Genomic DNA, 26,211 nt, shown 5'->3' with positions numbered 1-26,211 from the left:
ATTGATTCCTTTCTGAGCAGAGTCACTTGATGCCGGTGACGCTGATCCCCTGGACGAAGTAGCGCTGCGCCACCATGAAGATCGCCAGCGCGGGAAGGGTGAAGACCAGGCAGGCCGCCATCAGCGGACCCCACGCGACACCGTGCTCACCGAAGAAGTTGTAGAGGCCGATGGAGAGCGTGTAGTTCTCCTGGCTGTTGAGATAGATCAACGGCAGCAGGAAGTCCGTCCACGTCGCGACGAACTGGAAGACGGCCACCGTCGCGATCGCGGCCTTCGCCTGCGGCAGGATCAACTGCAGATACACCCGGAACTCCGAGGCACCGTCGATGAGCCCGGCCTCCCGGAGCGAGTCGGGCACACCGGTGAAGAACTGCCGCAGCAGGAAGATGTAGAACGGCGAGCCGAAGAACGCCGGAATGATCAACGGCCACAGGGTTCCGACCGCGCCGAGGCGATCCCACAACAGGTACAGCGGGATGAAGGTCACCTGGGCGGGCAGCATCATCGTGGCGAGCACTGTGCCGAAGACCGTGCTGCGGCCCCGCCAGTGCAGTTTCGCCAGCCCGTACGCCACCAGCGGGCAGGAGATGAGCGTTCCGGCGACGTTGACAACGACCAGCAGAACGGTGTTGGCCAGGTACCGCAGGAACGGCATCGCCTGGACCGCTTCGGCGAAGTTGCCCAGCACCCAGTGGTCCGGCAGCAACCTCGGCGGCACCCGGAAGATGTCGCCACTGGTCTTGAACGCCGTCGTGATCATCACCAGGAACGGCGCCAGGAAGGCCAGGCTGATGAGGATCAGGATCAGGTGATGGGTCAGCCGCCGGCCCAGATACTGCCGACGCGGCCGGAGGACCGGCCCGGTGCCGGACGCCGTCGCCGGCCGGTCCGCTCGCAGCACGTCACTCGCTGCCATAGTGCACCCACCGCCTCGAGGTCAGCAGGATGAGCGACGTCAGCAGACCGATGACCAGGAAGAGGATCCAGGCCATCGCGGCGGCCTGGCCCATCTTGAGGAAGACGAACGCGTTGTGGAACAGGTGCATCGTGTACGTCAGCAAGGAGTCTCCCGGGCCACCGTTGGCCGCGTTGCCTCTGCTCTGGGTCAGGAGGTACGTCGGGGCGAAGATCTGCAGCGCGGCGATCACGCCCATGACGAGCTGGAACAGCGTCACGGGGGTGAGTGCGGGCCAGGTGACGTACCAGAACCGCTGCCAGCCATTCGCACCGTCGACGGCCGCGGCCTCGTACAACTGCTGTGGCACCTGTTTCAGGGCCGCCAGGTAGATCACGGCGGTGGCGCCGATGCCCCACCAGGTGATGAGGAGCACCGCTGGTTTGGTCCAGACCGGATCGGCCAGCCAGTTCGGCTGCGGCAGCCCGATCCGGCCGATGACCTGGTTGAGGTATCCGTACTGCGCGTTGAAGACCCAGCGCCACAGATAGCTGGCCGTCACCACCGGCACGATCGCCGGAAGGTAGACGATCGCGCGGTACAGCGGCTGCCCCCTGACGGGGAAGTTCAGCGCCAGGGCGACCAGCAGCGCGAACGCCAGTCCGAGGGGTACGCCGATGACGGCGAGATAGGCGGTGTTGAAGACCGACCCCAGGAACTTCGGGTCCTTCACCAGGGTCGCGTAGTTGTCCAACCCCACCCAGCGCGGTGACTGGAAGAGGTTGAACTCGGTGAAGCTGTAGTAGAGCGACACCAGGATCGGGCCGGCCATGAAGACGACGAGTCCGATGATCCACGGCGAGGAGAACGCGAACCCGGCCAGCGCGGGCCGCCGCCGGCCCGGCGTGCGCCGGGCGAGAGTGGCCTCAGCCATAGCTCTTGGCCGCCTTGGCGACATCCGCGTAGGCCTGCGCCGGGGTCTTGGTCAGCCTGGTGATCTTGTCGTCGGCGGTGGCCAGGTCGGCGGTGTACTGCGCCAGGCTCGGCTCGCTCGGGATCGAGGTCGCGTTCTTGCTGGCCAGCAGGTCGAGGAAGAGGTCGAAGTTCTCGATCGACGTGTACGCCGGGTCCTTCAGGAGCGACGTGCGCGCCGGCAGGTTCGACAGCGCCTTGGTGAAGGACAGCATCGCCTCCTTCGACACGAGGTACTTCATGAACTCCCAGGCCTCGTCCGGGTGCTGGCTGTTGCTCGGGATGAAGAACGTCCCCGGCGCGACCAGGTTGGTCTTGGCCAGCTCCGGCTTGTCGTCGGGATACGGCACCGGAACGACGCCCCACTCCAGGTCGGGCGCGAAGTTCTTGATGAACGACGGCTGCCACTCGCCGTCGACGACCATCGCCAACTTGCCCTGGTAGAAGGGGTTCTGCGGCGACTGGTAGTCACCGAAGCCGGACACGAACCGCTCGATCTCCTTGATGCCGTACTTCTTGATGACACTGTCGACGTAGAAGTTCGCGCCGGCGATGTTGCCCGGGTTCTCGGGCGTCGGCTTCCCCTTGTCGTACCACCTGCCCCCATGGGTGACGCCCAGCAGCCGGTAGTCGGCTCCCGCACCGCTGGCGCCGGCCAGCCCGAGCTGCGTCAACCGTCCCTTGCTGTCGGTCCTGGTCAGCTTGCCGATCGCCTCGGCCCACTCGCTGGTCGTGGTCGGCGGCTTCTGCACACCAGCCTCGGCGAACAGTTTCTTGTTGTAGAAAAGGGCGGAGTTGTTGACCGCGATCGGCAGTTGGTAGACCTGATCCTTGTACCGGCACTGCGCCATCGAGGAGTCGGTGAAGTCACCGAGGTCGAACGAGTCCTTCTTGATGTAGTCGTCGAGCGACTTGATGACGCCCTTCTCCGCCCAGGCGCCGGTGGCGCTCCCGAAGTTGTCGGAGATGTCGAAGGCGCCCTTGCTCCCGGTCATCGCGGCGAGCTGAGCCTGCGCGTCCGGGTTCGACACCCCTTTGACGGTGATCTTGGACTGGCTCTTGTTGAACTTGCCGATCACCTTCTCCAGCGCCTTCGCCTCCTGCCCGGTCCACAGGTAGGAGAACCGCAGCGTGACCTTCCCGCCGGAGGACGAGGAGCCCTTGGAGCACGCGGCCAGCCCGCCGAGACCTGCCGCGGCGATGCCCATCCCGACGAAGCGCCGCCGGGAGAGATGACCTGGTCCAGACATGGGGAAACCTTCCGAGAGTTCGGCTGTGATGACGTCGGTACGTGGACGGCCTGCCTCGCCGGCGTCAGAGTGTGGTCCGTACCAATAGAGCGTCGACGCCGGTGAGAACTCCCCGGCCGGTCCCGACCATTCGACCTCTTTGACGAACGGTGGTATCTACCAATTCGGCCGATTGTGGATGATCAGTCCATGGCTGGTCAAGGGCCCCGCCCGAGGTTGGCCCGGTCCTCGCCCCGTACGGGGCGAGTGCGCGCGAAACCTGCTCGACGTGCCAGGGCGGGTCGCCGATGATGGTCCGACCCGGATCACGCGGGCTGACAGCGGGAGCCGACAGCGGAGAAGCGAGGGAACCCCGGCATGACGACCAGAATCGTGCTCGACTGCGACACGGGCACCGACGACGCGGTTGCCATCATGCTCGCGGCACTGCACCCGGACCTCGACCTGCTGGCCGTGTCGACCGTGAACGGCAACGTCGCACTGCCCAACACGACGGAGAACACGCTGCGGGTGCTGGACCACATCGGCGCCGCGGTGCCTGTGCATGCCGGCGCGGCGCGGCCGTTCGTGCGGCCGGACTTCCCCATCCCACGCGACGTCCTGAACGCGGGCAACCCCGACTTCCAGGTCGCCCACCTCGACCTGCCGCCGTCGGTCACGCCGGTCCAGGACAGTTCGGCCGTACGCATGCTCGTCGACACGTTCTCGGATCCCGCCAACGCCGACGTGGTTCTGGTCGTGACCGGACCGTTGACCAACGTCGCGCTCGCGCTCATCGCCGAACCCCGGCTGGCATCCCGGATCCACAGCCTCGTGCTCATGGGCGGGGCCGCCCGGGTGAGCGGCAACGTCACCGCGACGGCGGAGTTCAACCTCTGGGTCGACCCCGAAGCGGCGCGCACCGTGTTCTCCGCCGGCCTCCGCGAGATCGTGGTCGTCCCGTTGGACGCGACCCACAGCGCATCCATGACACTGGCGGACTGCGACGCGTTCGACGCTCTGGGTACGACCGCGGGCTCCACGGCGGCGGCGATGCTCCGGCATCGCATCAGGCAGGATCAGACGCCGGACAGCCACAAGAGCCAAGCGTCGGCACCGTTGCACGACCCGCTGTGCATCGCCTATCTGCTCCGTCCCGAGGTCGTCACTTCGTCGGGCCGCCATCCGGTGTCGGTCGAGACGACCGGCGAGCAGACGCTGGGCCAGTTGGTCGTCGACACGCGCCCGTGGACACCGGAGCCGGCGAACGCAACCGTGGCCTTCGCCGCCTCAGCCCCGGTGTTTCGCGAGGTGCTCCTCGAGGCGTTCGCTCCGGGCCCGGCAAGAAGTACGAGCGCCCCCTAGCGCCGGAGCTACCGGCGCGCAGGAGGCTTCATGCCGGGGGCCGACGGCTCGAATGCCGACAGGAGAGTCGCGCTGATGTAGCGGGGAGCCGCCTCGGGGGTGAGCCGTCCGGCGGCGATCTCGTCGGCGGCGCCGTGGATGATGACGTGCGTGGTGGCGAGGAGCCAGCTCACCGGCAGGTCGGTGCGGAACGCGCCCTCTCGCTGCCCGCGTTCGAGCAGGTCTCGCACGCGCGTTTCGGCCTTGTGGTGGAGTTCGCGGATCCGGGCCGGCGGCAGTTCTTTCTGTGCCGCCGCGAGCAGTGCACGTGACTGGTCGACCAGTGTCCAACTGGAGTCGATCAGTGCGACGAAGGCGTCGTGCGGGTCACGGTCCAGGTCGACCTGGCCGAGGACCTCCTCGCCCCGCTTGAGCCTGTCGACGAGGGCTGCTTCCACGAGTTCGGCACGGGTCTTGAAGTGCCCGTAGAGCGTCATGCGCCCGACTCCGGCCGCGGCCGCGATGTCGGCCACCGAGGCGTCGGAGTCGTTCCGGAGTGATTCGACGGTCGCGTGGATGATCGCCGTGCGGTTGCGCTGCGCGTCCGCGCGTACGTTCTTCGCGCCGCGCCGCCGTTCGGGGGCCGAAGACGCGCCGCCCCTGGACGTACCGCGCTTCGGCGTGCCTGCCCGCTGTCTTGCCGGCATCTTCCTCACTCCGGAAATCGTACTTGCATGTTTGAGTTACTCTAGCGCCTGTAACTCGTACACACGTGCTTGACTTATGGAGAGGGAGGGGTCATGAGCAGCTACCCCAGGCGCTGGCAGGTGCTGGCGTTGCTCGGGATCGCGCAGTTCATGCTGATCCTGGACGTGACGGTGGTGGCGATCTCGCTGCCGCTGATGGGAGCCGAGCTGGGGCTGGATCGGCAGGCGCTGACCTGGGTGGTCAGCGCGTACACGCTGACCTTCGGCGGCCTGATGCTGCTGGGTGGGCGGATCGCCGACCTGATCGGGCCGCGGACGATGGTGCTGCTCGGCCTGGCCGTGTTCACGGTCGCGTCGTTCGCCACCGGCGCCGCGCAGACCGACGTGATGGTGCTGGCCGGCCGCGTCGGACAGGGCCTCGGTGCGGCGATGCTCTCGCCGTCCGCGTTGTCGGTGGTGGTGCGGATGTTCGACGGCGAGGAACGAAACCGCGCGCTGGGCATCTGGTCTGCTCTCGGCGGCGGTGGCGCCGCGGTGGGAGTGCTCGTCGGCGGACTGCTGGCCGCCGGTCCCGGCTGGTCGTGGGTGTTCTTCGTCAACGTCCCCATCGGCCTTGCGGTGTTCGTCGTCCTCGCGCGGGTGCTCCCCGCACTCCCGGCGGCGCAGGCCGGTCGGAGAAGGAGCGCCGACGTGCTCGGGGCGCTGCTGGTGACGGCCGCGACAGGATCGGTGATCTACGCGATGATCGGCGCCGGGGAGGCCGGGTGGCTGGCCCCGCGCACCTGGATCCTGTTCGCCGTGGGTGTCGGGCTCTACCTGTTGTTCGGCTGGCGGCAGCGGACGGCGGCAGCTCCGTTGATGGACCTCGGCCTGCTGTTCCGGCGTCCGGTCGTCGCGGGCACGTTCGTGATCGCGATCGGTACGGCGCTGATGGTGGCGGTGTTCTTCCTCGGCTCGTTCTACCTGCAAGGACATGCGCGGCTCGGGCCGCTCGTCACCGGGCTGCTGTTCCTGCCGGTCGCGGTGGCGACGATGGTCGGCGCGCAGGCCGGCGGACGGATCATCGGACAGGTCGGCGGCCGCACCCTCGCGATGGTCGGCCTGGCCGTCGCCGCGGTCGGCCTGGCGGTGCCGGCATTCACACCCACCACGATCGGTGTGGTGATCGGGGTCAGCGTCGGCGCTGCCGGAATCGGCAGCCTGTTCGTGGTCGCCTCGGCGACCGCGCTCGGGCAGGTCGCTCCGCACGAGGCCGGCGTGGCCTCGGGAATCGTGAGTACGTTCCATGAGTTCGGCGCGTCGATCGGAGCCGCGGTGACCTCCAGCGTCGCGGCAGCGAGCCTGGCCACCCAGGCCGTGGGCGGTTACACCACCGCGTTCGCCGTCGCGGCCGGCGCCGCGCTGGTGGGGGCGATCGTCTCCGGCGGGCTCATTCCGGGACGGCGGCCCGCGCCGGAGGCCGTGACGATGCCGGTGCACTGACCGAGCGACCCGCATGAATTACCGCAGCTCGATCGCCACATTTCGCCCTGGTCGGCCAGTGATTCATGCCGCACGGGTCGCTCGCGGGAGACATTAACCGGCAGCAATGTCGATGCCCCTGCGCCGACCACGCCTATAGAATCCTTCGACGCGAGTCGAATGCCAGACCTCTCGTCAAGCCCCACTTGACGAGAGGTCTGGCATGGGTGAGGACGCCGACGCCTACCGACCAACGGAGCTCGCGGGAAGGGCCGGACAGTGACAGAGATGATTCGTGCCGCCGGCTTGGTGAAGCGGTACAAGAACGTCGAGGCGCTGGCCGGCCTCGACCTGACCGTTCCCGAGGGGCGGGTGCTGGCGTTGCTGGGGCCGAACGGCGCCGGCAAGACGACCGCCGTCCGCATCCTGGCCACGCTGCTGGACGCGGACGAGGGGACCGCCGAGGTCGCCGGAGTCGACGTACGCAAGGACCCTGACGGCGTGCGCTCGCGGATCGGACTGTCCGGACAGTACGCCGCCGTCGACGAATACCTCACCGGCTACGAGAACCTCGAGATGGTCGGCCGGCTCTACGGACTCGGCAAGGCGAAGTCCGGCCGCCGGGCGAGGGAGTTGCTGGAGCAGTTCGACCTGGCCGACGCCGGAGACCGGCCGTCGAAGACCTACTCGGGCGGGATGCGGCGGCGCCTGGACCTGGCCGGCGCGCTGGTCGCGGAGCCGCCCGTACTCATCCTCGACGAACCCACCACCGGGCTGGACGTCCGCGCCCGGCAGCAGATGTGGGACGTCATCCGCAGCCTGGTCGACGCGGGCTCGACGCTGCTCCTCACCACGCAGTACCTCGAGGAGGCCGACCGCCTCGCCCACGACATCCTCGTCATCGACCACGGCCGGGCCATCGCGCACGGCAGCGCCGACGAGCTGAAGGCACAGGTCGGCGGCGAACGGATCGAACTCATGCTCGCCGACGCCTCCGACCGGTCCCGGGCCTGCGAGGCGCTGGCCGCGGTCGCCGTCGGTGAAGTGCAGATCGACGACAACGGCCGTGCCCTCACCGTCGCGGTGGCCGGCGGCGCGCCGGCGTTGCGGCGGGTGCTCGAGGACCTCGAGTCCGCCAACGTGGGAATCCTCGACGTCGGCCTGCGCCGGCCGACCCTCGACGACGTGTTCCTGAGCCTCACCGGGCACGCGGCCGAGGAGGAGGCGGCGGAGTCCGCGAGTTCCACCGGCTCCGACGGGCCCGATCGAAGCAAGCAACCACGAGAGGTGGCGCGATGAGCACCGGACCCGTCGGAGCGGTCGTGGACGGGTGGATCGTCGCCCGCCGCAACCTGATCAAGATCAAGCGCGTTCCCGACATTCTGGTGTTCGTACTGATCTCGCCGATCATGTTCGTGCTGCTGTTCGCCTTCGTCTTCGGCGGTGCCATCGATCCGGGCGGCGCGGTGCCCTACCGCGAGTTCCTGATCGGCGGCATCTTCGCCCAGACGGTCGTGTTCGGCGCCACCTTCACCGGTGCGGGCCTGGCCGAGGACATGCAGAAGGGCATCATCGACCGGTTCCGCTCGTTGCCGATGTCGCGGTCGGCGGTGCTCACCGGGCGTACGACCTCCGACGTCGCGTACAACGTGATGTCCCTGATCATCATGGGATCCACCGGTCTGCTGATCGGCTGGCGGATCCGTGAAGGGGTTCTGAACGCGCTGTTCGCCTTTGCCCTGCTGCTGTTGTTCGCGTACGCGATCAGCTGGGTGATGGCCTACGTCGGGCTGCTGGTGCCGAGCCCGGAGGTCATCAACAACGCGTCGTTCATCGTCATCTTCCCGTTGACGTTCGTGTCCAACGCGTTCGTACCCACCGAGTCCTTCGCGAGCGGCCTGCGGGTCTTCGTGGAGTGGAACCCCGTCTCCGCGGTCACCCAGGCGTCCCGGCAGTTGTTCGGCAACGTCGACCCGCGTGGCCCGGTCCCGGACTCGTGGGCACTGCAGCACCCGGTCGTCTACACGTTGTTGTGGGTCGTGCTGATCCTGCTCGTGTTCGTGCCCCTGTCGGTACGCCAGTTCCAGCGGGCAAGCCGCCGTTGACGCCGACGGCATGGCCCCGGGCAACTCGCAGTTGCCCAACCCCGCGTGGAAGATCGACTACCACTCGGCTCTCGTATTTCGGCGGTACGGCCTGTTGAATGGTCCAGAGCAAGCGTGTCCGTCGGCCTGGAGCCCTCGATGTCCACAGCGCGGGACCTGCTGATCGTCGTCATCGACGTGATGTCCGGTCACCCTGTGGAGCCGGGCAACCTGTCGCTTGCGCTCGCGGGCGCCGAGTTGATCGACCTCCTGCAGGCGCAGGCCGTCAGGCTGGACGGCGAGCAGATCGTGCCGACCGGCCGACCGGCGCCAGGTGATCGGCTGTTGGAGGGCGCTTCCTCGTCCCTTGTCCGACAAGCGCCGTACGAGTCGGTTGACGCCTGGTTGTGGCGCAGAGGTCGCGGCCTCGCCATGGTCTACGTGTCCGGCCTGCAGACCGAAGGTGAGCTGACCCGACAACCCAGTCGTCACCGGAATCCGTTCAGGACCGGCCTCCTGGTGCTGGCCGACTCACCTGCCCGCGACGAGGCGACGGCCCGCTGGGAGTCCGAAGAACCCGTCCTCGCCGAACTCGCCATCGCCCTCGGGATCCGCGACCGGCGGACGACGCTGCCCCCAGGAGCGGTCGACGACTCCGTGGCGGCGGTGCTCGCCGCCGTGGAGGATGCCGAACACCAGTTGGAGTTGGAACGACAGCGACGAGCCATCGAGGAAGCCGCCTACGACAACGTCTGGCGAGACCCCCAGTGACGTTCGTACGGAGGCGTTCGAGCTGACTGACCGGGTGGGACTTGGGCGCCGTCGCGTGGCGTGCCGGTCAGCCGATGCCGACGGTCTGTCGTTCGGGCTCGATCACGGCGACGATGCGTTCCTGCTCTCGTGGGTAGGGCGTGCCGGTGTACTTCATCGCCAGCTGGTCGATGATCTCCCACGCCGCGTCGCCGTCCATCCATTCCACGACCCGGCCGCGGATGGCGACCGGCTGGTACGGGTTGTCGACGGGCGTGATGGACAGCGCCACCCGAGGGTCGCGGCGCAGGTTGCGTTCCTTGCGTACGCCGGGGCCGGTGAAGAAGACGATGTGCTCACCGTGCGCGCCGACGTAGACCGGTGTGCTGTGCGGCGAGCCGTCGGGCAGGACGGTGGCGAGGTGAGCGAACGAGGGGCCGTCGAGTACGCGGCGAACGTCGGGATCGAGCATGGTGTGCTCCTTCAGCAGGGGTTGACGATTCAGCTGGTCGGTGGATTCAACAGATCGTGGGTTCAGCGGGGGTTGCCGGTGCGCCAGGCGACGTAGTCGCCGACGGCCGCGGCGAGGTCGAAGGCCGGTGTGAAGCCGGTGTCGGGTGAGCCTGGTGATGTCGAGGTAGGGGTTCTCACCCGGCCCGTTCTGCCTTCCTGGTAACAGCTTCAGGGGTGGACCAGAAGTGAATGCCTGCACGGCGTCGGCGAGTTCGCTATTGGTGAACGGCCGGCCGCTGGAGACGTTGTAGGTGTCGTACCGCAGCGTCTTCGCCGTCGTCAGGAGTCGCCGCCGTCGTCGGCGTACAACGGGTTCGGCTCCTCGCCGCGAAGCACGGCGCTGACGTACGGCGGGATGGGGTTGAACGGGGATTCGGGGTCCATGAGCGGTCCCCAGGTGCTGCCGATCCGGAGTACGACCGGCTGGACGCCGCTGCCCTGCAGGCTGTGCGTGGTGAGTGGCTCGACGGCCTTCTTGAACGCGATGATCGGGTGTGGCAACTCCACGGTGGGCAACGCGAGTTCCTCGTGCCAGCGGGCTTCCGTACGGCCGACGTACGCACCGAGGCTGCTGGCGACGGCGAACCTGCGGACGCCCCACGTGCGGGCGGCGTCCAGTGCGTTCAGCAAACCCGTCGTGTCGGTACGGAAGAAGCGGACCGGATCGTCGCCGGGGATCGTGCCGGCGAGGTGCACGATGTCGCTGATGTCGTGGCGGTTGCCGAGGTCCAGGAACGCGTCCCGGTCGGTGACGTCGAGGGATTCGACGGTGACCTTTCCGGCCAGGAACGACGGGACGTCGGTGCGGTGGTGCGCGGTGACAAGGACGTCTTGACGGAGGTCGACGAGTGCGCGGGCGGTGTGGGCGCCGATCATGCCCAGCCCTCCGGTGACGAGGATCACCGGAGCACCTTGTAGTGCAGGTGGGTGACGCCGGGCGCCGGAACGGCCTCGACGAGTTCGAGGCGTACGTGCTGGGGGAGCGACTGGAAGAAGGGCCGGCCACCGCCGAGCAGGATCGGGATCTGGTGCAGGATCACCTCGTCGACCAGGCCGGCCGCCAGGGCCGCGGTCGCGACGCCGCCGCCCATGAGGCCGACGTCCTTGCCGCCGGCCGCGTCCTTCGCGGCCGCGACCGCGTCCTCGATCCCGGTCGTGACCAGCGTCTGGCGCTCGGGCAGGTCGGCTATCGGCCGATGGCTGAGTACGACCAGCGGCGCGTCCGGGTGCGGCGTACCGCCGTTGATCCACCCGGAGTCGTCGTAGGTGTTGCGGCCGGCGAGGGTGGCGCCGACCCGTCCGGCGGCGGCGTCGAAGACGCGGGCACTGGCCTCGCTCAGCTTGAACCCGTCGAACACCTGGCTCGGGGTGTCACCGTTGAAGTACCAGTCGAACAACATCGTTGCGTCCCCGAGCCCGCGGCCGGCTCCGGGATCGCGACCGGTGATGTACCCGTCGACCGACACCGACAGCGCGACGATGACCTTGCTCATGGTGTTTCCTTCCTCGGTTCCTTCAGGAGACTCAGAGGACCATAGCAGCTCAGAGTTCCCTGAGGGAACCCCGAAGTGCTAGATTGTCGTCATGCAACGGACGGACTTCGGTGAGATGGCGTGCTCGATCGCGCGCACGCTCGACGTCATCGGCGAGCCCTGGTCGCCACTGGTGCTGCGGGACGTCTACGTCGGGTTCACCAGATTCGAGCAGATCCAGGCCGACCTCGGGATCTCGCGCAAGGTCCTGACCGAACGACTGAACCACCTCGTCGACCATGGCGTACTCGAGCGCCGGCCCTACGACGCGCGACCGCGGTACGAGTACGTCCTGACCGAGAAGGGCGCCGAACTCTTCGACCTGCTGATGGTGATGGTGGGCTGGGGCGACAAGTGGCTTGCCGGAAAGGCCGGACCGCCGGTGCTCTACCGCCACCACGCGTGCGGTGAGATCAGCCACGTCGACCTGCGCTGCGCACACTGCGGCGAGCCGATGCACGCAGACGACATCGACCTGCTTCCCGGACCCGGCGCGGCGAACTGACGCCCTCGGCCCCGGTTTCACGGCAGGTTGATGCGGATGCGCTGACCTGGCGTCGACGTCATACTGTGCCGAGATCGACCTCTGCCCGGCCGCAGCCGCTGGGCCACATCAACACGACAGGAAGTTCGGTGTACTCGACTGACTCACCGGCCCCCGGCCAGGAGCCGGCGCTGCCGGCCAGGACCGCGTGGTACGTGGTCGTGGGTAGCTGGCTGTGGGCACTGCTGCCGATCTACCTGTTCGGCCTCCTCAGCTGGGTACCAGTGCTGCATGCCTGGACAAACCTGCGGCGGAAGGCGTTGCTGTACTGGACGCTCGCCACCGGTGCCGCGACGACACTGGCGTTCCTCCTGATCATGCTCGCCCCGGCAGGGCCCGACTCGGACTCGACCGACTCGTACTTCTACGGACCGGCCTTCACGCTCCTGCTGGCCGCGATGATCGCGGGTTCCATCCAGTCGTTCCGGCTGCGGCGTGAGGTGTTCGGGGACACCGGCCGCCGCGGCCAGGTCGGCGCGTCCGACTGGCACTCCATGGCGGCCGTCGCGCAGGTGGAGCACGCGCGGGCTCGGCGGGCGGAGGCCCGCACGTTGGTGGAGAAGGATCCCGGGATGGCACGTGAGCTTCGGATCGGGCGCCCCGACCTGCCGAACCGTGCGTACGACGACGGCGGCCTGGTCGATGTCAACCACGCGAGCGCGCAAGCGATGGTTGACATGCTGGAGCTGCTTCCGGAGTACGCCGAGGAGATCGTCCGTGCCCGCGAAGCGGCGGGCGGGTTCGGTGGAGTGGCCGAGCTCGGCGCCTACACCAGCCTGCCGGCGCCGATCGTCGACGGCCTCCGCGAGCGCGCGGTCTTCCTCCGCTACTGACCAACTCCGTCCTGCGCTGTTCCACCATCCGCACCGAGACGGATCTGGGATCGCCGCGTCCAGGTGAGATGAGGCCGGGACCGGCCGCGACCGGTGCCCGACGTGAGGTGGCGGTGGTCGCGGCCGGTGTGCTTGTGTTCGCAGCATGTCTGCAAGGAGTACCGGCCCTGCCCGGCGCCGCTTCCTGTACGGATGCGCGGTGCTGGCCGGAAGCGTGAGCCTCGGAGCCTGTTCCACCACCGACCGCGGTGAGGCCGGCGCGCCGAGTCCGACGCCGAAGCGGGTGGCCAAGGGGTCGGTGCGGAAGCCGCTGAGTCCACCGAAGCAACTGCACGAGGCGCCGTCGCTTCGGGAGAAGATGCGTGCCGGTCAGCTGCCGCCGGTCGCGCAGCGGCTGCCGAAGCACCCGTACGTCATTCCGCACCGGTGGACCCAGACCGGTTCCTACGGTGGGAACATGCGGCTGATCACGACCGCCACCACCGACGGGTCCAGCTTCGAGTACATGTACGGACGTTCGCCGCTTCGATGGCTCAACGACGGCCTGGACATCGCGCCGGGCCTGGTGGAGAGCTGGTCGTCCAACGACGACGCCTCGGAGTGGACGCTGCACGTGCGCGAGGGCCTGCGGTGGTCCGACGGTCAGCCGGTCACCAGCGCCGACGCGGTGTACTGGTGGCACGACCTCGTGCAGAACAAGGACCATCCGTCCATGGTCCCGGACTCCGCGCGGTCGGGGAACGGGACACCCATGAGCCTCACGGCACCGGACGACCTGACGCTCGTACTCCGCTTCGACGCGCCGACTCCGCTGCTGCCGCTCTACCTCGCCAACCTGGTCAACGCGCCCGAGCAGGGCGTGGACTGGTTCCTGCCCAAGCACTACCTCAAGCGCTGGCATCCGGCGTACAACAAGAGCATCAAAGGCCAGACGTGGCCGACCGCGCACGACCAGAAGTCGAACTTCCTGACCAACCCCGACTGCCCCACGCTGACCGGGTGGAGGGTCCGCACCTACGACGAGGGTCAGGCGGTGCGGTGGGAACGCAACCCCTACTACTGGTGTGTGGACCGGGCGGGCAACCAGCTCCCCTACGTGGACACGCTGACGATGACCGCCGTACAGGATCCTCAGGTTGCGAAGCTGAAGTTGCAGCAGGGCGAGTGCGACTTCACCTACGGGTACTTCCTGGGCCTGACGATGGGAGACGCCGCCGGGCTGAAGCAGGCACAGTCCAGAAGCGGCACCAAACTTCATTTCTGGGACAGCGGTTCGGCGTCGGGTTCGGTGTTCTTCCTCAACTACGACTACCAGGATCCGCAGGTCCGCAAGCTGATCCGGGAGCCCAGGTTTCGACAGGCGTTGTCGCATGCCTTCGATCGTGCCGAGGCGCAGAAGTCGATCTATTTCAACACCGGCGAGAAGACCACCGGCACCTACAGTCCGATGGCGATCGAGTACCAGGTGAACAAGGAGGGGCAGAGCTTCTACGAGCGTTGGCGGGACAGCTACGTCGCTCATGACCCGGCCAAGGCCAAGAAGCTCCTCGACGAACTCGGGGTCGTGGACGCCGACGGCGACGGCTGGCGGGAACGCCCCGACGGCCGGCCGCTGAAGCTGAGCATCGACTTCCCCGCGGGCGCCTCCGAAGAACATCAGCGCAAGAACAACCTGCTCAAGCGGGACTGGGAGAAGATCGGCATCCACGTCGCCCTCAACCCGGTGCCGCCCACCAGTTTCCAGGACCAGTGGGCCACGGGGAAGCTGATGAGCCAGTCGGCGTGGGACGTCGGCGACGGCCCCGACCACCTCACCGGACCCTGGTGGTTCGTCCCCATCGAGACGAGTCGTTGGGCGCCCCTGCACGGGCAGTGGTGGCAGCTCCAGGGCACTCCGCAGGAACGCAAGCAGGCCGACCTCGATCCGTGGAAACGCACCCCGCCACGGGTGAAACCCGAATCCGGCGGACCGATCGACCGGCTGTGGAAGTTGTTCGCCACGGCGCGGACCGAGCCGGACACGATGAAGCGGTACCGGGCCGTGTGGGAGATGATCAAGATCCACCTGAGCGACGGGCTCTTCTACCAGGGCACGGTCGCCAACTATCCGATCATCGTCTACCAGAACGCCGACCTGGCCAACGTGCCCTTGCGAACCGAGCTCGCGCAGGGCGGCGGACCCTTCACCTGGGCCCACCCACTGCCCGCGGTCTACGACCCCGAGTCGTGGTACTGGTCCGACCCTGCCAAACGGAAGTCGTCCTGACGGTCTTCCCGGCGAGGGCAGACTCCCAGCATTGGCGGGTGCTCACCGTACGCGGCGACCGAGCGCGCGTGAGGCACCCCCGGGCCGGTGTAGAACTCTTCGGTGACCACCGAGAATCCGCTGCTGCTGGCCCTGGACCTGGCGGGAACGTTCGCGTTCGCGCTCAACGGGGCCCTGACCGCGGTACGGGTCGCCCGGCTGGACATTGTCGGGATCGTCACCCTCGGCATGATCACCGCACTCGGTGGCGGCATCATCCGCGACGTCCTCATCGACTACCTGCCGCCGGCCACCTTCAGCGACTGGCGTTACCTGGCCGTCGCCGCCGCGGGCAGCCTGATCGCCTTCGGGTTCGGCCATCGGATGCACCGGCTGTCCGGGCTGATCGTGGTCTTCGATGCGGCCGGGCTCAGCCTGTTCGCGGTCACCGGTGCCAGCAAGGCCCTCGACATGGGGTTGGGTCCTGCCCAGGCGGTCATCCTGGGCGCGATCACCGGGGTCGGGGGTGGGACGCTGCGCGACGTCCTGCTGCAGCGGATCCCGACGGTGCTTCGTAGTGAGCTGTACGCGATTCCGGCCCTGGTGGCGGCGACCATCACCGTTCTCACCATCCGCTTCGGCGTCTACGGCATACCCGCGGCCGTGGGCGCGGCCGTCGCCTGCTTCGCCATCCGCATGGTCGGTGTTCGGTACGGCCTGAACGCGCCCCGGCCACCAGGACAGACCGACGACGAACCGGAACGATGAGGTTCGTTCAGGGACGCGGGATCACGGTCAGCACACGCTCGATGTGGACCCGGAACTCGCGCATGTAGTCGGCGAGGAAGGTGGCTGTGGTCTCGTCGGAGACGTCACCGTCGGCGCTGAACATGTCGGGCTGGAAGGTGATGTAGGCCTCCGGGGCGGTCATCTGCCTGGCGTTGCAGAAACCCAGGACAGCGCGCAGGCCCTGTTGGGCCAGGGCTGTCCCGATCTTGCCGGGCGAGGCCCCGATGACGGCCGCGGGCAGGTGGTCGAACGAGTTGTTCCCACTGGGCCGCGAGGCCCAGTCGATCGCGTTCTTCAGCGGCCCCGGGATGGATCGGTTGTACTCCGGCGTCACGAACAAGATCGCGTCCGAGGCGGCGATCGCGCTCTTGAGGGCCCTCGGTTCGGGCGGGAAGTCACTGTCGAAGTCGGGGCTGTAGAGCGGCAGGTTGCCGATCGGGATCTCGTGGAACTCGAGGTCTCGCGGAGCCAGCCGGATCAGCGCCTTGCTGAGGATCCGGTTGATGGAGGCGGACGAGAGGCTGCCGACGAAGTACCCGACCCTGTACGTCCTCACGCTGATCTCCTTTCCGACGGCAGGTGAGCCGGTGGCCTCAGCCGGTCGCCAGCCAGGCCATGGCGGCCACGACCAGTGCCGACGTTCCGACATCGAGCGTGGGCTGGATGACGGGGGCGAACTTCGGCGAGTGGTTCACCGGGATGTCCTGGCTGACGCGCCCCGCGGCGGCCGCCCGCTGGTAGCTGTCCTCGTCGATCCCGCCGAGCCCCCAGTAGGTGTACGGAACTCCCATTGCAGAAGGGATGTCGCTGAAGTCCTCGCTCGCGGTCTGCGGCTTGATCGTCTGCACCTTCTCGCCGAAGACCTCCGTGAAGGCGCGCGTCACCCGGTCGGTCGCGGTGGGATCGTTGCTGGTCACCGGATAGCGGTCGAACAGTTCGAAGTCGGGCTCCCGCGGGCACCCGGACGCAACGCACTCGGCGGTGACGATGCGGCGTACGGCGTCCAGAATTCGCCGCCTGGTCTGCTCGCTGTAGGTGCGCACGTTGAGCAGCAGTTCGGCCGAGTCGGGGATGATGTTGCTCTTCGTCCCCGCCTGGATGCTGCCGACCGTCAGGACCGCTGTCTCGTCCGGCGGCGTCTCGCGAGAGACGACGGTCTGGAGCCGGACCACGATCATCGCGGCCAGCACCACCGGATCCACCGTCGCCTGCGGCATCGAACCGTGGCCGCCGTGGCCGTGCACGGTGACCCGGACGTTGTCGGCGGCCGACAGCACGGGCCCGGAGCGGGTGCCGATGACGCCGGCCGGCGCCGGCAACACGTGCTGGGCCAACGCCACGTCCGGTGTCGGGATCAGCTGTGTCAGACCGGCGTCGACCATGCCCTTGGCGCCGTCTCCGGCCTCCTCGGCAGGCTGGAACAGCGCGATCAGCGTCCCGTTCCACTGCCCGGCGCCGTCGGCCAGCAGTGTCGCGGCGCCGAGCAGGCAGGCCACGTGCAGGTCGTGTCCGCAGGCATGGGCGACCGGTACCTCGCCGCGTCCGTCGTCGGCGACCGTAGCGGTGCTGGCGTACGACAGCCCGGTGGTTTCGCGTACCGGCAGGGCGTCCATGTCCGCGCGCAACAGCACCGTCGGGCCGTCGCCGTTGCGCAGCACGCCCACGACACCGGTTCCTCCGACGCCTTCGTGTACGTCGAATCCTGCTCTGCCGAGCCGCTCGGCGACCTTCCCGGCAGTCCGCCTCTCCTGGTGGGACAGCTCGGGGTGTCGATGAAGATCCCGGTAGAGATCCTGCTGCCAGTCCCGGGTGTCACTCAGCCCGGCAAGGACGGACCGCACAGCCGACGTACCCGCCATAGTGCCCCTTTCATCGGGCGGTTGCGTTGCCATCCGACCTACCCATCCGGTGGCCCCGAACCGGTGGTCTGACGGGCCCGCCTTCACCGAGGAGTACCGTGAAACGGCGATGAAGTTCCGCAAGCCTCGACGAGACGTGCTCGTCGTTCTCCAGAACCTCGCCCTGGCGGCCGCCATCTGCCTCACATCGCAGCTCGGGTTGGTGATCGGGCTCGATCGGGGAGGAACCAGTCCTTTCTGGCCGCCCACCGGGGTCGCGGTGGTTGCGCTGCTCACCCTCGGGGTCGACATGTGGCCGGGGATCCTGCTGGGGTCCACGATCGTCAACGTGTTCACCGGACCGTTGATCGCGGCGATACCCACCGCTTTCGGTACGACACTGGCATGTCTGTGTGCGTTCTGGATGCTGCGAAGGGTCGGTTTCCGGAACGAGTTGGACCGGCTGAAGGACGCACTGGCGCTGGTGTTCCTCGGCGCGCTCTCCGCCATGCTGATCAGTTCCACGGTGGGGACCACGCTTCTGCTGTCCACCGGCGTGGTGTCACTCGGCACCTTCCTCCCCACCTGGCTGACCTGGTGGACCGGAGATGCCATGGGTGTTCTGGTCGTCGCGCCGCTGTTGCTGACCATGGTCAAGCTTTCGTGGCGCCGGTACCGCTATGTCGACGCTGCCCGGCTTGCGGAGTTCGTGATGTTGATGGTGGCCACGTTCGGGCTGATGCTGTTCACCGAGAAGTCACTGGGCGTCCTCTTCGTGGCATTCCCTCTGCTCGTGTGGGCCGCCTGGCGCTTCCAGCTACCCGGTGCGGCGCCGGTGGGACTCCTCGCTTCGGCGATGGCCATCCACGCCGCGGTGGTGGGATACGGCGCCTTCGACGGCAAGAACCAGTCCGAAACGATGACGATCCTGCAGTTGTTCAACGGGTCGATCGCCCTGACCGCTCTCCTGCTCTCGGTCGCCGTCACCGAACGCATGAGGATGCAGGCCGAACTCGAACGCGCCTGCGGGCAACTCGGTGACGTCATCGACCACATCGACCAGGCGATGCGTCCGGGTGAGCCCTCCCACCTGCGCCAGTGGGCCGAGGAGCGCACCACGAGCAAGCGGTCATGACCACGAGCTAAGGCGTCCAGGGGCGGACTGCACGACAGCGTGGTCTTCTTTCGCTGCCGGCCATCCGTAGCATGGGCGGGTGCTCACCGTAGGGATCGACCTGGCTGCGGAGCCGGCGAAGACGGCTGTGGCGTGGATCGACTGGTCACCGGAGGCAGCTTCGGTCCGCCGAGTCGAACTCGGCGCCGACGACGTCCTGGTCCTCGAAGGTCTTCGAGAGGCGGAGAAGGCCGGCATCGACTGCCCGTTCGGCTGGCCGGAGCCGTTCGTCGCGTTCGTCACCGCGCATCAGGCCGGCGACGTGGCCGACCCGCACGAGTTCGCCGGCCGGGACGGGCGCCGCCGGCTGGCGCGGCGACGTGGCCGACCCGCACGAGTTCGCCGGCCGGGACGGGCGCCGCCGGCTGGCGCTGCGTACGACAGACATCGTCACGCACGACACGACCGGCCTGTTGCCGCTGAGCGTCGCCGCGGATCGCATCGGGCACACCGCGATGCGATGCGCGGGGCTGCTCGCGCAACTGGCCCGGGACGGGCAGTCGGTGGATCGCTCCGGGGCGGGAGCTGTGGCCGAGGTCTATCCGGCGGCATCCCTGAAGAAGTGGGGCCTTCCCTCCCGCGGCTACAAGCGTGCGCAGAACGTCGACAACCTCCGCGCCTCGGTGGACGCGCTCCTGACCGCGGCACCGTGGCTGAGCCTCGGCAAGTGCGAGGACCTCTGCCGGCGTTCGGACGACGCCTTCGACGCGGTGATCGCAGCCATGACCGCGCGTGCCGTCGGCAAGGGTCTGGTCGAGCCGGTGCCCGAAGAGCACGCCTCCGTCGCCAGGACCGAGGGCTGGATCGCCCTTCCGTCCACCTCCATCGACGCACTGCACGGGTAGCTCGCACGGTCACCGGCTGTCGTCGCGTGCTTGCAGGCGCACCGCCAAGATCAGTAAGCTCCTGCAGCCACGACGCCACCTCATGGGGAGGTTCGACGGTGGGGGATGTCCGTACGGCGCCTCGGCTCACGGTGGCGGTCAGGTCATGACCGTCGGCACCACGGCCGAGGAGCGGTTCTCCACCGTTCTCCGGCTCGTTCACGCGGATCCGAGCGAAGGCCGTGCGGCGGAGGCCGAGTTGGGTTCGTGGAGCAGCCACGAGTGGAGACGGTTGCTCATGGACCTCCCGACCGACGCGTCCAGTTTCCTCGTTCGGTTCGAGCGTCCCTGGTCCGACGTCATCGAGGACCTCCAGCGGTGGTGGACGGCGGCTCGTGACCTGACGACCCGGCCGGAGGAGCACCTGGGCTCGGTGCTCGGCCACGTCGGCTTCACGTTGCTGACGCTGGTCTCACTGCGTCACTCCGACGAGGTTCGGCACGCGCGTACGCCGATCGACGCTGCCTCGGCGACGTCAACCCATGGTTGCGACGCACTCTGCAAGTCGCTGGTGGCCGAGCCTGTCGTGCGCGCGGCGATCCGCACGTTGTACGGCCCGCAAGGGGGGCGTGCCGGCGACTCTGGGGACTCAGGAGACTCTGGGGACTCGGGCTACAGCCGGACAGCGGCGAACGAGCGGCCGACCTGGAAGGAGTGGGAGAAGGCGAGGTTCGACGAGCTCGCGTTTCATCGGCACGGCACCACGTCGTTCATCCTCTCCGGGACCGCGGAGGAGGTGCACGGCCGGGCCAGCAAGTACGCGCTGAAGTGCCTGCTCCATCCCTTCCTGCGTTCGGCGAGCGTGGTCCGTTCGACCGACGACTACATGGCCCGGTACGGCCAGCCCACCGAGATGTTGAGGCACGTGGTGCGGGTGTGGGCCAGCAGCCCGAGCTGGATCCTGATGGACTTCGTGGAAGGGGAGACGCTCGCCGAACACCTGGCTCGCCGTGCGGAGGAAGCACCCACCCGGCGGTCGGGGCCGCTTCGCCTGGTGCCGAAGCGGTACAGGGACCGCGCGCTCGAACGGCGGAAGGCGTCGGAGGAGCGGGTGGTCCGCGTCGACCTGCTCGAGGAGGTCGGACGAGAACTCCTGGCAGCGTTGGCCGACCTGGAAAGAGTCGGCCTGCGGCACTGCGACCTGTCGCCGTCGAACATCATCGTGAACGCGGACAGCGGTCAGTACGTACTGATAGATCTCGGCGTCAACTACCTGTACGTGCACGCGGTCGCCGGACAGGGTGGGCCCGACGCGGGTTACGTCGCACCCGAGGTACGCCGCAGCGGCAACGGCACGCAGTCCTCGGATCTGTTCTCCCTCGGCCGGCTTCTCGTCACCGCCGCGGCGCCGAGACGCCACCAGGACGGCTACGTGCCGGACTCGTTGTACGCGGAAACCCCGATCCTGGCGAGGTTCGTCGAGGATCTCGTCGACGGTGACCCGGCGCATCGGCTGTCACTGTTCAGGCCCGATCCGGCCGAGCCGCTCTACCCGCAGCTGCGCACTCTGCTGGACGAGGAACTCGCCGGGGTACAGGCGGCGCGGAGCGATCGCTCGACGGCCCCGGGCCCGCTGGCGGATCTGCTCGGGTTGTTCCGGCCGCTGTCGGGCGCACCCGGCAGGCAGTGGCGGCTGTGGAAGGTCCGTAGGGGCCAGGGTCTCTACCGGGATCCGGCTCGAGGGATGCACGTACGCTGGCTTGTGTTCTGGGCCTGGCTGTCGGGTGCGGCGTGGTATCTCGCGGCCACGGTCGTCCTCTGGTGGTGGGCGCGGGATCTCGGCTGGGACTGGGGCAACCAGGCCGTCACCGCACTGAGCCGAGTCACCGGCGCGTCGCCGGACACCTTTCCGTACCTCGACGACCTGCGACATTCGGACTATCGCATCCCCGATCCGGTGACCAACCTGCCGGCTCGAATGGTGTGCCTGAGCTTCCTGTTGGTCTGCGCGCGCTACTACCAGAACCTGTTCGCCGGCCTCACTCCATTGGTCGCAGGGCTCGGGCAGGGCCGGTTGAGCAGGCTCGCCGTCCTCGCCGAAGTGCACATGCGCCTGTCGTCGGTCGTGGGGTTCGTGCTCGTCGTGCCGACCACCTTGATCCAGCAGGCATGGTGGCCGGTGTGTACGACGGTCGGGATGGTGGTCACGTCCTTGTGCAACTGGACCTGCCGGAAGTTCGCGCGGGCGGCCGTGACCGAGGCCAGAAGGTCGGGCCTGTCCACGGTGCCGGTCGGCCGGATCGCCGAGTTGGAGGAGTTCTGCCGGTGGGCGCCGTCGTCGACGTTCTACACGTTCACGGTCGCGGTCATCCTGGTGTGCATGCACGTCGGGGTCGCGACGGACCTCCCCGTCTACGCGGCAGCCGTGACGCTGACGAACGCGGTGCTCTTCTACGGCGTGAAGTGCAGTGGGAACAGCGCCGCCGACGTCCGGGCAGCGCTGGGCAGAGCATGCCTCGCGGCCGAACGTCTGCGGTACACCCGGCACCGTCCGAGCTCTGCCGACATCGACGATGTCCCGCCGGCTGAGCTCAGCGCGGCCGCCGAACGGTGGGGATAGTGCGACAGACCGCGTCCGTCACTTCAAGGCGACGTAGTCACCGGCGGCCGAGACGGATGCGACGGTGGAACTGCCCGGGTACGACCAACGCCAGTAGCCGGTGGCGCCTGCCGTCGTGGTGGTCTTCAGGTAGCCGTTCGCATCGGTGTAGGAAGTCTTGATCGTGCCGTAGGTGCTGCTGCCTGCCTTACGGAACTGCAGCTTGACCGGCTGGCTCGCGTAACCGACGAACGTCGTGGCCGCGTCAGTCGTGGCGCGGGTGAGCCGCCCGGTCACGGTCAGTTTGCCGCCCTTGGCGACCGGCTCGGGGGAGGCGTTCACGCTGAGCTTGGCGACCTTGTAGAGGGTGACGTTGTCGCCGGCGGAGACCGAGCCGGCGGTCGTGCTGCTTCCGCCGAACGACCACCGCCAGGCGCCCGACGTGGTGGCCGGGGTGGTCGTCCTGAGCGTGCCGTCCGACGCGGAGGTGATCGTCTTGACGGTGGCGTAGGACGTCGCGCCGGCCGGCCTGAACTGCAACCGCACCGACTGTCCGCCGTAACCGACGGACACCTTGTTGCCGTCGACGTCCCAGGAGTTCCAGTTGGGCTGGGTGAGCCGTCCGGTGACGGTGAGGGTGCCGTTCTTGCGGACAGGCTCGGGGGTGGCGTTCGCCGTCGCCAGCTTGGTCTCCTTGAGGAGGAGCACGCTGTCGGCGGGATCGCTGTAGAGGTTGTACTGGACGCCGTCGTAGGTGTAGCCACTCATCCGCAGCATGACCGGGCGGCCGGCGGAGCCGTTGTCCAGGCTGTACTGGGCGACGATCGCGGTGCCGGTGCAGGTCACGGTGGTGGACGTCCGTGGCACGCAGGTCATGTTCGCGCTGTCCGGCCCCTCCAGGTACTGGAAGAAGAGGCCGCCGAAGCTGCGGAGATGGGCGTCGACCGTGCCCAGCCCGCCAGAGTCCTCGGAGACCTCGACGGTGACCGGGACGGTGCGGGTGATCGAGCCGCTGGTGCCCATCACGATGGGCTTGGCGTTGTTGATGGTGGTGCTGGTGATCTTGGTGTCATAGGGCTCGGCGCCGGCCGGTGGCGCCAACAGCAGACAACCGACGACCGCCCCTGCCGCGAGCAGGGCGGCGTTGCGCACAGATCTCAAGGATCCCCCTGGAACAGAACCTCACCGCCACATGCGGTGGGCGAATCTTGCCATATTGCTAGGCAAGGATGCACTTACTCCCAGGAGATTCCGGTGTAGTGGTCGAACTCCTCGCGGCTGCGCCTCACCGAGTCGAGCTCGTACAGCTGGGTGTGGTCCTGTTCGAGGAGGAGGTACTCGAAGTTCGGGCATCTGCCGGCGGCGTCGATGATGGCCTGGATGGGCATCACGCCGGTCCCGATCTCGGTGAAGCAGACCGGGTCCTTCGTCTCCAGGAACGACTCGAGGGTGATCTCGGCGTCCCGGTCGACGGTCCCGTCGAACATCACCATCGGTTGCGGCGCGTCGCGGGGAAAGTCCTTCTGGTGAAGGAGGACCAGCCGGTCGCCGTACTTCTCGATCATCGCGACCGGGTCCTGCCCGCCCCGCATCATCCAGTACGTGTCCATCTCCACGAACACGAGCTCCGGGTCGGTGTTCGCCATGATCAGGTCGTAGACCGTACGGCCGTCGACGAGCTGAAACTCCTGGTAGTGGTTGTGGTAGTAGAACAGCATCCCACGCTCTCGGCACAGTTCCCCGACGTGGTTGAAGAACTCCGCGCGACGCAGCACGTAGTCCAGATCGTCGTACGGATAGAACTCGATGTCGCAGCCGATCCGGGCGTTGCCCAGCTCGCGGTGGTAGTCGAGGATCGCCGGTAGTCGCTGCGGGTCGAGAGGGTTGATGTGGCAGCCGACCACCTGCATGCCGAGCCGGTCCAGGGTGGTGCGGAGTTCCTTCGCCGGTACGCCGAATCCGATCCCGTCGTCGGTTCCGGCGTCGTGATTGGCTCCCTCGAAGTTTCGGTAGCCGAGCTCGGCCAGCCGTTCCAGGGTTCCGTACGTGTCCCGGGCCATGGACTGCCTGACGGAGTACAGCTGGATGCCCACTCTCACCGGCACGCTCGTCACCTCCGCGTAGGTCGCTTCGTTGGTGCGTGAGGTGGCAACGCTACAAGGGCCGGCGTAGGTAGGCGCAAAAGACGACGACCTACCAGGCGAGTCCATCGAGATGGTTGTGGCCGCAGAGCAGGCGAGCGATGCGGTCCTTCGCCGCTTCGCGTTCGTCGGGCTGGGGGTGGCGTGCGTACAGCACGAGCTGCCCGTACATGTCGTAGAAGTTCAACCGCTCGCGCAGCTGCTCGCGCTCGAACAGCTCCGGATACGCGCCGTGCAGCCATCCGGGAACCTCTGTGAGGGTGGTCTCGTCGAGCCCCTGTTCATCGGGTGTGGGTGGGAACTCTCGCGCCTTCGCGCACCAGCGCAGGATGGTGTCGAGCTCGACATCCGCCGGCTGAGCCAACGCCTCCGCGAAGTCGATGAGACCGGTGACACGTCCTTGGTCGACGACCACGTTGGATCCATGCAGATCGCCGTGGACAAGGACGGGTTCGTCGGTGGCGAACAACGCCAGCCGCTCCTGGATCCAATTGGCCACGTCCGCGACCAGGCACGCGTCATGACCGGGCAGCCGCCGGGCAGCCTCGACCTGCTCGAGCGCCGCACCCACCACGGGCGGATGGAACGCGGCCCACGACTTGCCGGCGAGCGCGTCGGCCAGCCAGGGCGGCAGCAGGCCCGCCGGGACAGGAACCCGGTGGAGGGCGCGCAACGCAAGCCCAAGGCTCTCGATGATTGCCTGGCGCGTGGGCGAGTCCGCCGTCGGCCATGCCTCATACAGGGTCTGGCCGGGTAGACGTTCGGAGACGTACCACGGCCCGTCCGGGCCATCGCCGTGGGCAAGGTGCCGAGCGTGTGGAACCTCGCTGCCGGCAATCAGGTCGATGACTCTTGCTTCGTGGCGATACGCGTCGCGGTGCCGTTCGTCGGTATTCAGTCGTACGACGTATTCGTCGCCGACCCACGCGCGGCTGACCCAGCCGGCCTTCTGGCGAAAGCGGCCGGTTGCCGGCAGACCCGCGGCTGCCAGCGTCCTCAGCAGCGCCGGATCGGTGGCCGGATCGTCGACGGACGGTCTTGCCTGCTCACACACCTACGAAGTGTCGCACCCATCGGTTCACTGGACCGTCCCGGCGACGCGGACGGACTACCAGGTGCCGCGGTGAACGACCTCGTCGAAGGGGCGGCGGTTCGGCTTGGCGATGGGGCGCAGCGGCCGGTCGGACGGATAGCCGACACCGAGCAGGTAGGCGACGAGGTGGTCGTCCGGCACGCCGAGAATGCCGCGCGCCTTGGCCTGCTCGCTGACCGAGGAGTGACCGGTGCCGATGCCCAGGTCGGCGGCGGCGAGCGCCATCGCGTAGGTCGCCTGGCCAAGGTCGTACTGGTCGATCTGGCTGTTCCGCTCGTCGGGCGGCTGGGGGACCACCATCGCGATCGCGGCAGGTGCGTCGGCGATGTGCCGGGCGCCCTGCCACACCGTCGAGAGCTCGGCGAACTGGTCCCGGGCGGTGACAATCACGAAGTCCCAGTGCTGGCGGTTGGACGCGGACGGCGCCCGCCGGGCGGCCTCCACGATGCGATCCAGGTCGGCGTCGCTGACCGGATCAGGACGATACGAACGGACGTTACGGCGAGCGCGAATCGCATCCCAGGTTTCCATGCTGTATGACCTCCGGTCGAACGGGGAGTCGAGTCGAGCCCGGTCGCATCCATGATGCCGGAGTTCAACCACAGAAGGCGGCATCCACGAGTACTCGACCGCGTCATCGG

At 68.0% G+C, this 26,211-nt stretch carries 25 protein-coding genes; 12 read left to right on the top strand and 13 right to left on the bottom strand.

Annotated elements, in window-relative coordinates; translation table 11 throughout:
- Window positions 1–22 precede the first annotated feature (22 nt).
- The 3 genes from FHR37_RS20700 to FHR37_RS20690 are packed head-to-tail and all read right to left on the bottom strand — an operon-like array spanning window position 23 to window position 3,120.
- Entirely contained in the window at window positions 23–919 is an 897-nt protein-coding gene (locus FHR37_RS20700; protein ID WP_092888287.1) for a carbohydrate ABC transporter permease, read from the bottom strand.
- Window positions 906–1,832: a carbohydrate ABC transporter permease gene (locus tag FHR37_RS20695; RefSeq protein WP_092888291.1), complete on the bottom strand. Its 927-nt coding sequence runs from the start codon at window positions 1,830–1,832 to the stop codon at window positions 906–908. Before FHR37_RS20695 ends, FHR37_RS20700 begins: the two co-directional genes overlap by 14 nt.
- Entirely contained in the window at window positions 1,825–3,120 is a 1,296-nt protein-coding gene (locus FHR37_RS20690; protein ID WP_092888294.1) for an ABC transporter substrate-binding protein, read from the bottom strand. Before FHR37_RS20690 ends, FHR37_RS20695 begins: the two co-directional genes overlap by 8 nt.
- 357 nt (window positions 3,121–3,477) lie before the next feature.
- Between FHR37_RS20690 and FHR37_RS20685 the strand changes: the two genes are divergently transcribed.
- Window positions 3,478–4,464: a nucleoside hydrolase gene (locus tag FHR37_RS20685; protein ID WP_092888297.1), complete on the top strand. Its 987-nt coding sequence runs from the start codon at window positions 3,478–3,480 to the stop codon at window positions 4,462–4,464.
- 8 nt (window positions 4,465–4,472) lie between these two features.
- Here FHR37_RS20685 and FHR37_RS20680 read toward each other — a convergent pair whose 3' ends face one another.
- Window positions 4,473–5,150 (bottom strand): TetR/AcrR family transcriptional regulator, encoded by a 678-nt coding sequence (locus tag FHR37_RS20680; protein ID WP_092888300.1) that lies wholly within the window; start codon window positions 5,148–5,150, stop codon window positions 4,473–4,475.
- A gap of 93 nt (window positions 5,151–5,243) precedes the next feature.
- Between FHR37_RS20680 and FHR37_RS20675 the strand changes: the two genes are divergently transcribed.
- From FHR37_RS20675 to FHR37_RS20660, 4 genes are all read left to right on the top strand, one after another.
- A complete protein-coding gene (locus FHR37_RS20675) occupies window positions 5,244–6,632 on the top strand; it encodes an MFS transporter (RefSeq protein WP_092888303.1) in 1,389 nt (462 codons plus the stop codon).
- Between the two features lie 267 nt (window positions 6,633–6,899).
- Complete coding sequence (locus FHR37_RS20670; protein ID WP_202818346.1) at window positions 6,900–7,910, top strand: ATP-binding cassette domain-containing protein; 1,011 nt, start codon at window positions 6,900–6,902, stop codon at window positions 7,908–7,910.
- Window positions 7,907–8,716: an ABC transporter permease gene (locus tag FHR37_RS20665; protein ID WP_092888309.1), complete on the top strand. Its 810-nt coding sequence runs from the start codon at window positions 7,907–7,909 to the stop codon at window positions 8,714–8,716. The genes FHR37_RS20670 and FHR37_RS20665 overlap by 4 nt, the downstream gene beginning before the upstream one ends.
- A 138-nt stretch (window positions 8,717–8,854) precedes the next feature.
- Window positions 8,855–9,466 carry a GOLPH3/VPS74 family protein gene (locus FHR37_RS20660; protein WP_092888528.1) on the top strand — a complete coding sequence of 204 codons (612 nt, stop codon included), beginning with the start codon at window positions 8,855–8,857 and terminating at the stop codon, window positions 9,464–9,466.
- A 67-nt stretch (window positions 9,467–9,533) separates the two neighbouring features.
- Here FHR37_RS20660 and FHR37_RS20655 read toward each other — a convergent pair whose 3' ends face one another.
- The 3 genes from FHR37_RS20655 to FHR37_RS20645 all read right to left on the bottom strand — a co-directional run bounded on the left by FHR37_RS20655 (window position 9,534) and on the right by FHR37_RS20645 (window position 11,451).
- The gene (locus FHR37_RS20655) at window positions 9,534–9,917 is read right to left on the bottom strand and encodes a PPOX class F420-dependent oxidoreductase (protein WP_092888312.1); all 384 of its coding nucleotides are present in this window, start codon (window positions 9,915–9,917) and stop codon (window positions 9,534–9,536) included.
- Window positions 9,918–10,237: 320 nt separating this feature from the next.
- On the bottom strand, window positions 10,238–10,861 hold the full coding sequence (locus tag FHR37_RS20650) for an NAD-dependent epimerase/dehydratase family protein (protein ID WP_237769058.1): 624 nt from the start codon (window positions 10,859–10,861) through the stop codon (window positions 10,238–10,240).
- On the bottom strand, window positions 10,858–11,451 hold the full coding sequence (locus FHR37_RS20645) for a dihydrofolate reductase family protein (protein WP_092888315.1): 594 nt from the start codon (window positions 11,449–11,451) through the stop codon (window positions 10,858–10,860). The genes FHR37_RS20650 and FHR37_RS20645 overlap by 4 nt, the downstream gene beginning before the upstream one ends.
- A gap of 91 nt (window positions 11,452–11,542) precedes the next feature.
- On the opposite strand from FHR37_RS20645, the gene FHR37_RS20640 reads away from it, so the two are divergent.
- From FHR37_RS20640 to FHR37_RS20625, 4 genes are all read left to right on the top strand, one after another.
- A complete protein-coding gene (locus FHR37_RS20640) occupies window positions 11,543–11,995 on the top strand; it encodes a winged helix-turn-helix transcriptional regulator (protein ID WP_092888318.1) in 453 nt (150 codons plus the stop codon).
- Between the two features lie 128 nt (window positions 11,996–12,123).
- A complete protein-coding gene (locus FHR37_RS20635) occupies window positions 12,124–12,867 on the top strand; it encodes a helix-hairpin-helix domain-containing protein (protein WP_092888321.1) in 744 nt (247 codons plus the stop codon).
- A gap of 145 nt (window positions 12,868–13,012) precedes the next feature.
- Entirely contained in the window at window positions 13,013–15,133 is a 2,121-nt protein-coding gene (locus tag FHR37_RS20630; protein WP_092888324.1) for an ABC transporter substrate-binding protein, read from the top strand.
- Window positions 15,134–15,235: 102 nt separating this feature from the next.
- Window positions 15,236–15,880 carry a trimeric intracellular cation channel family protein gene (locus FHR37_RS20625; protein WP_092888327.1) on the top strand — a complete coding sequence of 215 codons (645 nt, stop codon included), beginning with the start codon at window positions 15,236–15,238 and terminating at the stop codon, window positions 15,878–15,880.
- Between the two features lie 7 nt (window positions 15,881–15,887).
- Here the strand turns inward: FHR37_RS20625 and FHR37_RS20620 are convergent, their stop codons facing one another.
- Entirely contained in the window at window positions 15,888–16,457 is a 570-nt protein-coding gene (locus tag FHR37_RS20620; protein WP_202818347.1) for an NADPH-dependent FMN reductase, read from the bottom strand.
- 37 nt (window positions 16,458–16,494) lie between these two features.
- A complete protein-coding gene (locus FHR37_RS20615; protein WP_092888333.1) occupies window positions 16,495–17,760 on the bottom strand; it encodes an amidohydrolase in 1,266 nt (421 codons plus the stop codon).
- Between the two features lie 109 nt (window positions 17,761–17,869).
- Here FHR37_RS20615 and FHR37_RS20610 point away from each other — a divergent pair, with 109 nt between their 5' ends.
- The 3 genes from FHR37_RS20610 (at window position 17,870) to FHR37_RS20600 (ending at window position 22,357) form a co-directional block, all read left to right on the top strand.
- Entirely contained in the window at window positions 17,870–18,874 is a 1,005-nt protein-coding gene (locus FHR37_RS20610) for an MASE1 domain-containing protein (protein WP_092888531.1), read from the top strand.
- A gap of 359 nt (window positions 18,875–19,233) precedes the next feature.
- The gene (locus FHR37_RS32620; protein ID WP_202818348.1) at window positions 19,234–19,758 is read left to right on the top strand and encodes a DUF429 domain-containing protein; all 525 of its coding nucleotides are present in this window, start codon (window positions 19,234–19,236) and stop codon (window positions 19,756–19,758) included.
- A gap of 145 nt (window positions 19,759–19,903) precedes the next feature.
- Complete coding sequence (locus FHR37_RS20600) at window positions 19,904–22,357, top strand: protein kinase domain-containing protein (protein ID WP_175542779.1); 2,454 nt, start codon at window positions 19,904–19,906, stop codon at window positions 22,355–22,357.
- Window positions 22,358–22,375: 18 nt separating this feature from the next.
- Here the strand turns inward: FHR37_RS20600 and FHR37_RS20595 are convergent, their stop codons facing one another.
- The 4 genes from FHR37_RS20595 to FHR37_RS20580 form a co-directional block, all read right to left on the bottom strand.
- Window positions 22,376–23,497: a hypothetical protein gene (locus FHR37_RS20595; protein ID WP_139239163.1), complete on the bottom strand. Its 1,122-nt coding sequence runs from the start codon at window positions 23,495–23,497 to the stop codon at window positions 22,376–22,378.
- A 74-nt stretch (window positions 23,498–23,571) separates the two neighbouring features.
- Window positions 23,572–24,441 carry a sugar phosphate isomerase/epimerase family protein gene (locus FHR37_RS20590; RefSeq protein ID WP_175542780.1) on the bottom strand — a complete coding sequence of 290 codons (870 nt, stop codon included), beginning with the start codon at window positions 24,439–24,441 and terminating at the stop codon, window positions 23,572–23,574.
- A gap of 88 nt (window positions 24,442–24,529) precedes the next feature.
- The gene (locus tag FHR37_RS20585) at window positions 24,530–25,531 is read right to left on the bottom strand and encodes a phosphotransferase family protein (protein WP_092888345.1); all 1,002 of its coding nucleotides are present in this window, start codon (window positions 25,529–25,531) and stop codon (window positions 24,530–24,532) included.
- A 54-nt stretch (window positions 25,532–25,585) separates the two neighbouring features.
- A complete protein-coding gene (locus tag FHR37_RS20580) occupies window positions 25,586–26,101 on the bottom strand; it encodes a nitroreductase family protein (protein ID WP_092888348.1) in 516 nt (171 codons plus the stop codon).
- Window positions 26,102–26,211 lie beyond the last annotated feature (110 nt).

The sequence above is a fragment of the Actinopolymorpha cephalotaxi genome, assembly GCF_013408535.1.
GTDB classification, from domain to species: Bacteria; Actinomycetota; Actinomycetes; order Propionibacteriales; family Actinopolymorphaceae; genus Actinopolymorpha; species Actinopolymorpha cephalotaxi.
This window is presented reverse-complemented; position numbering and strand designations above follow the sequence as displayed.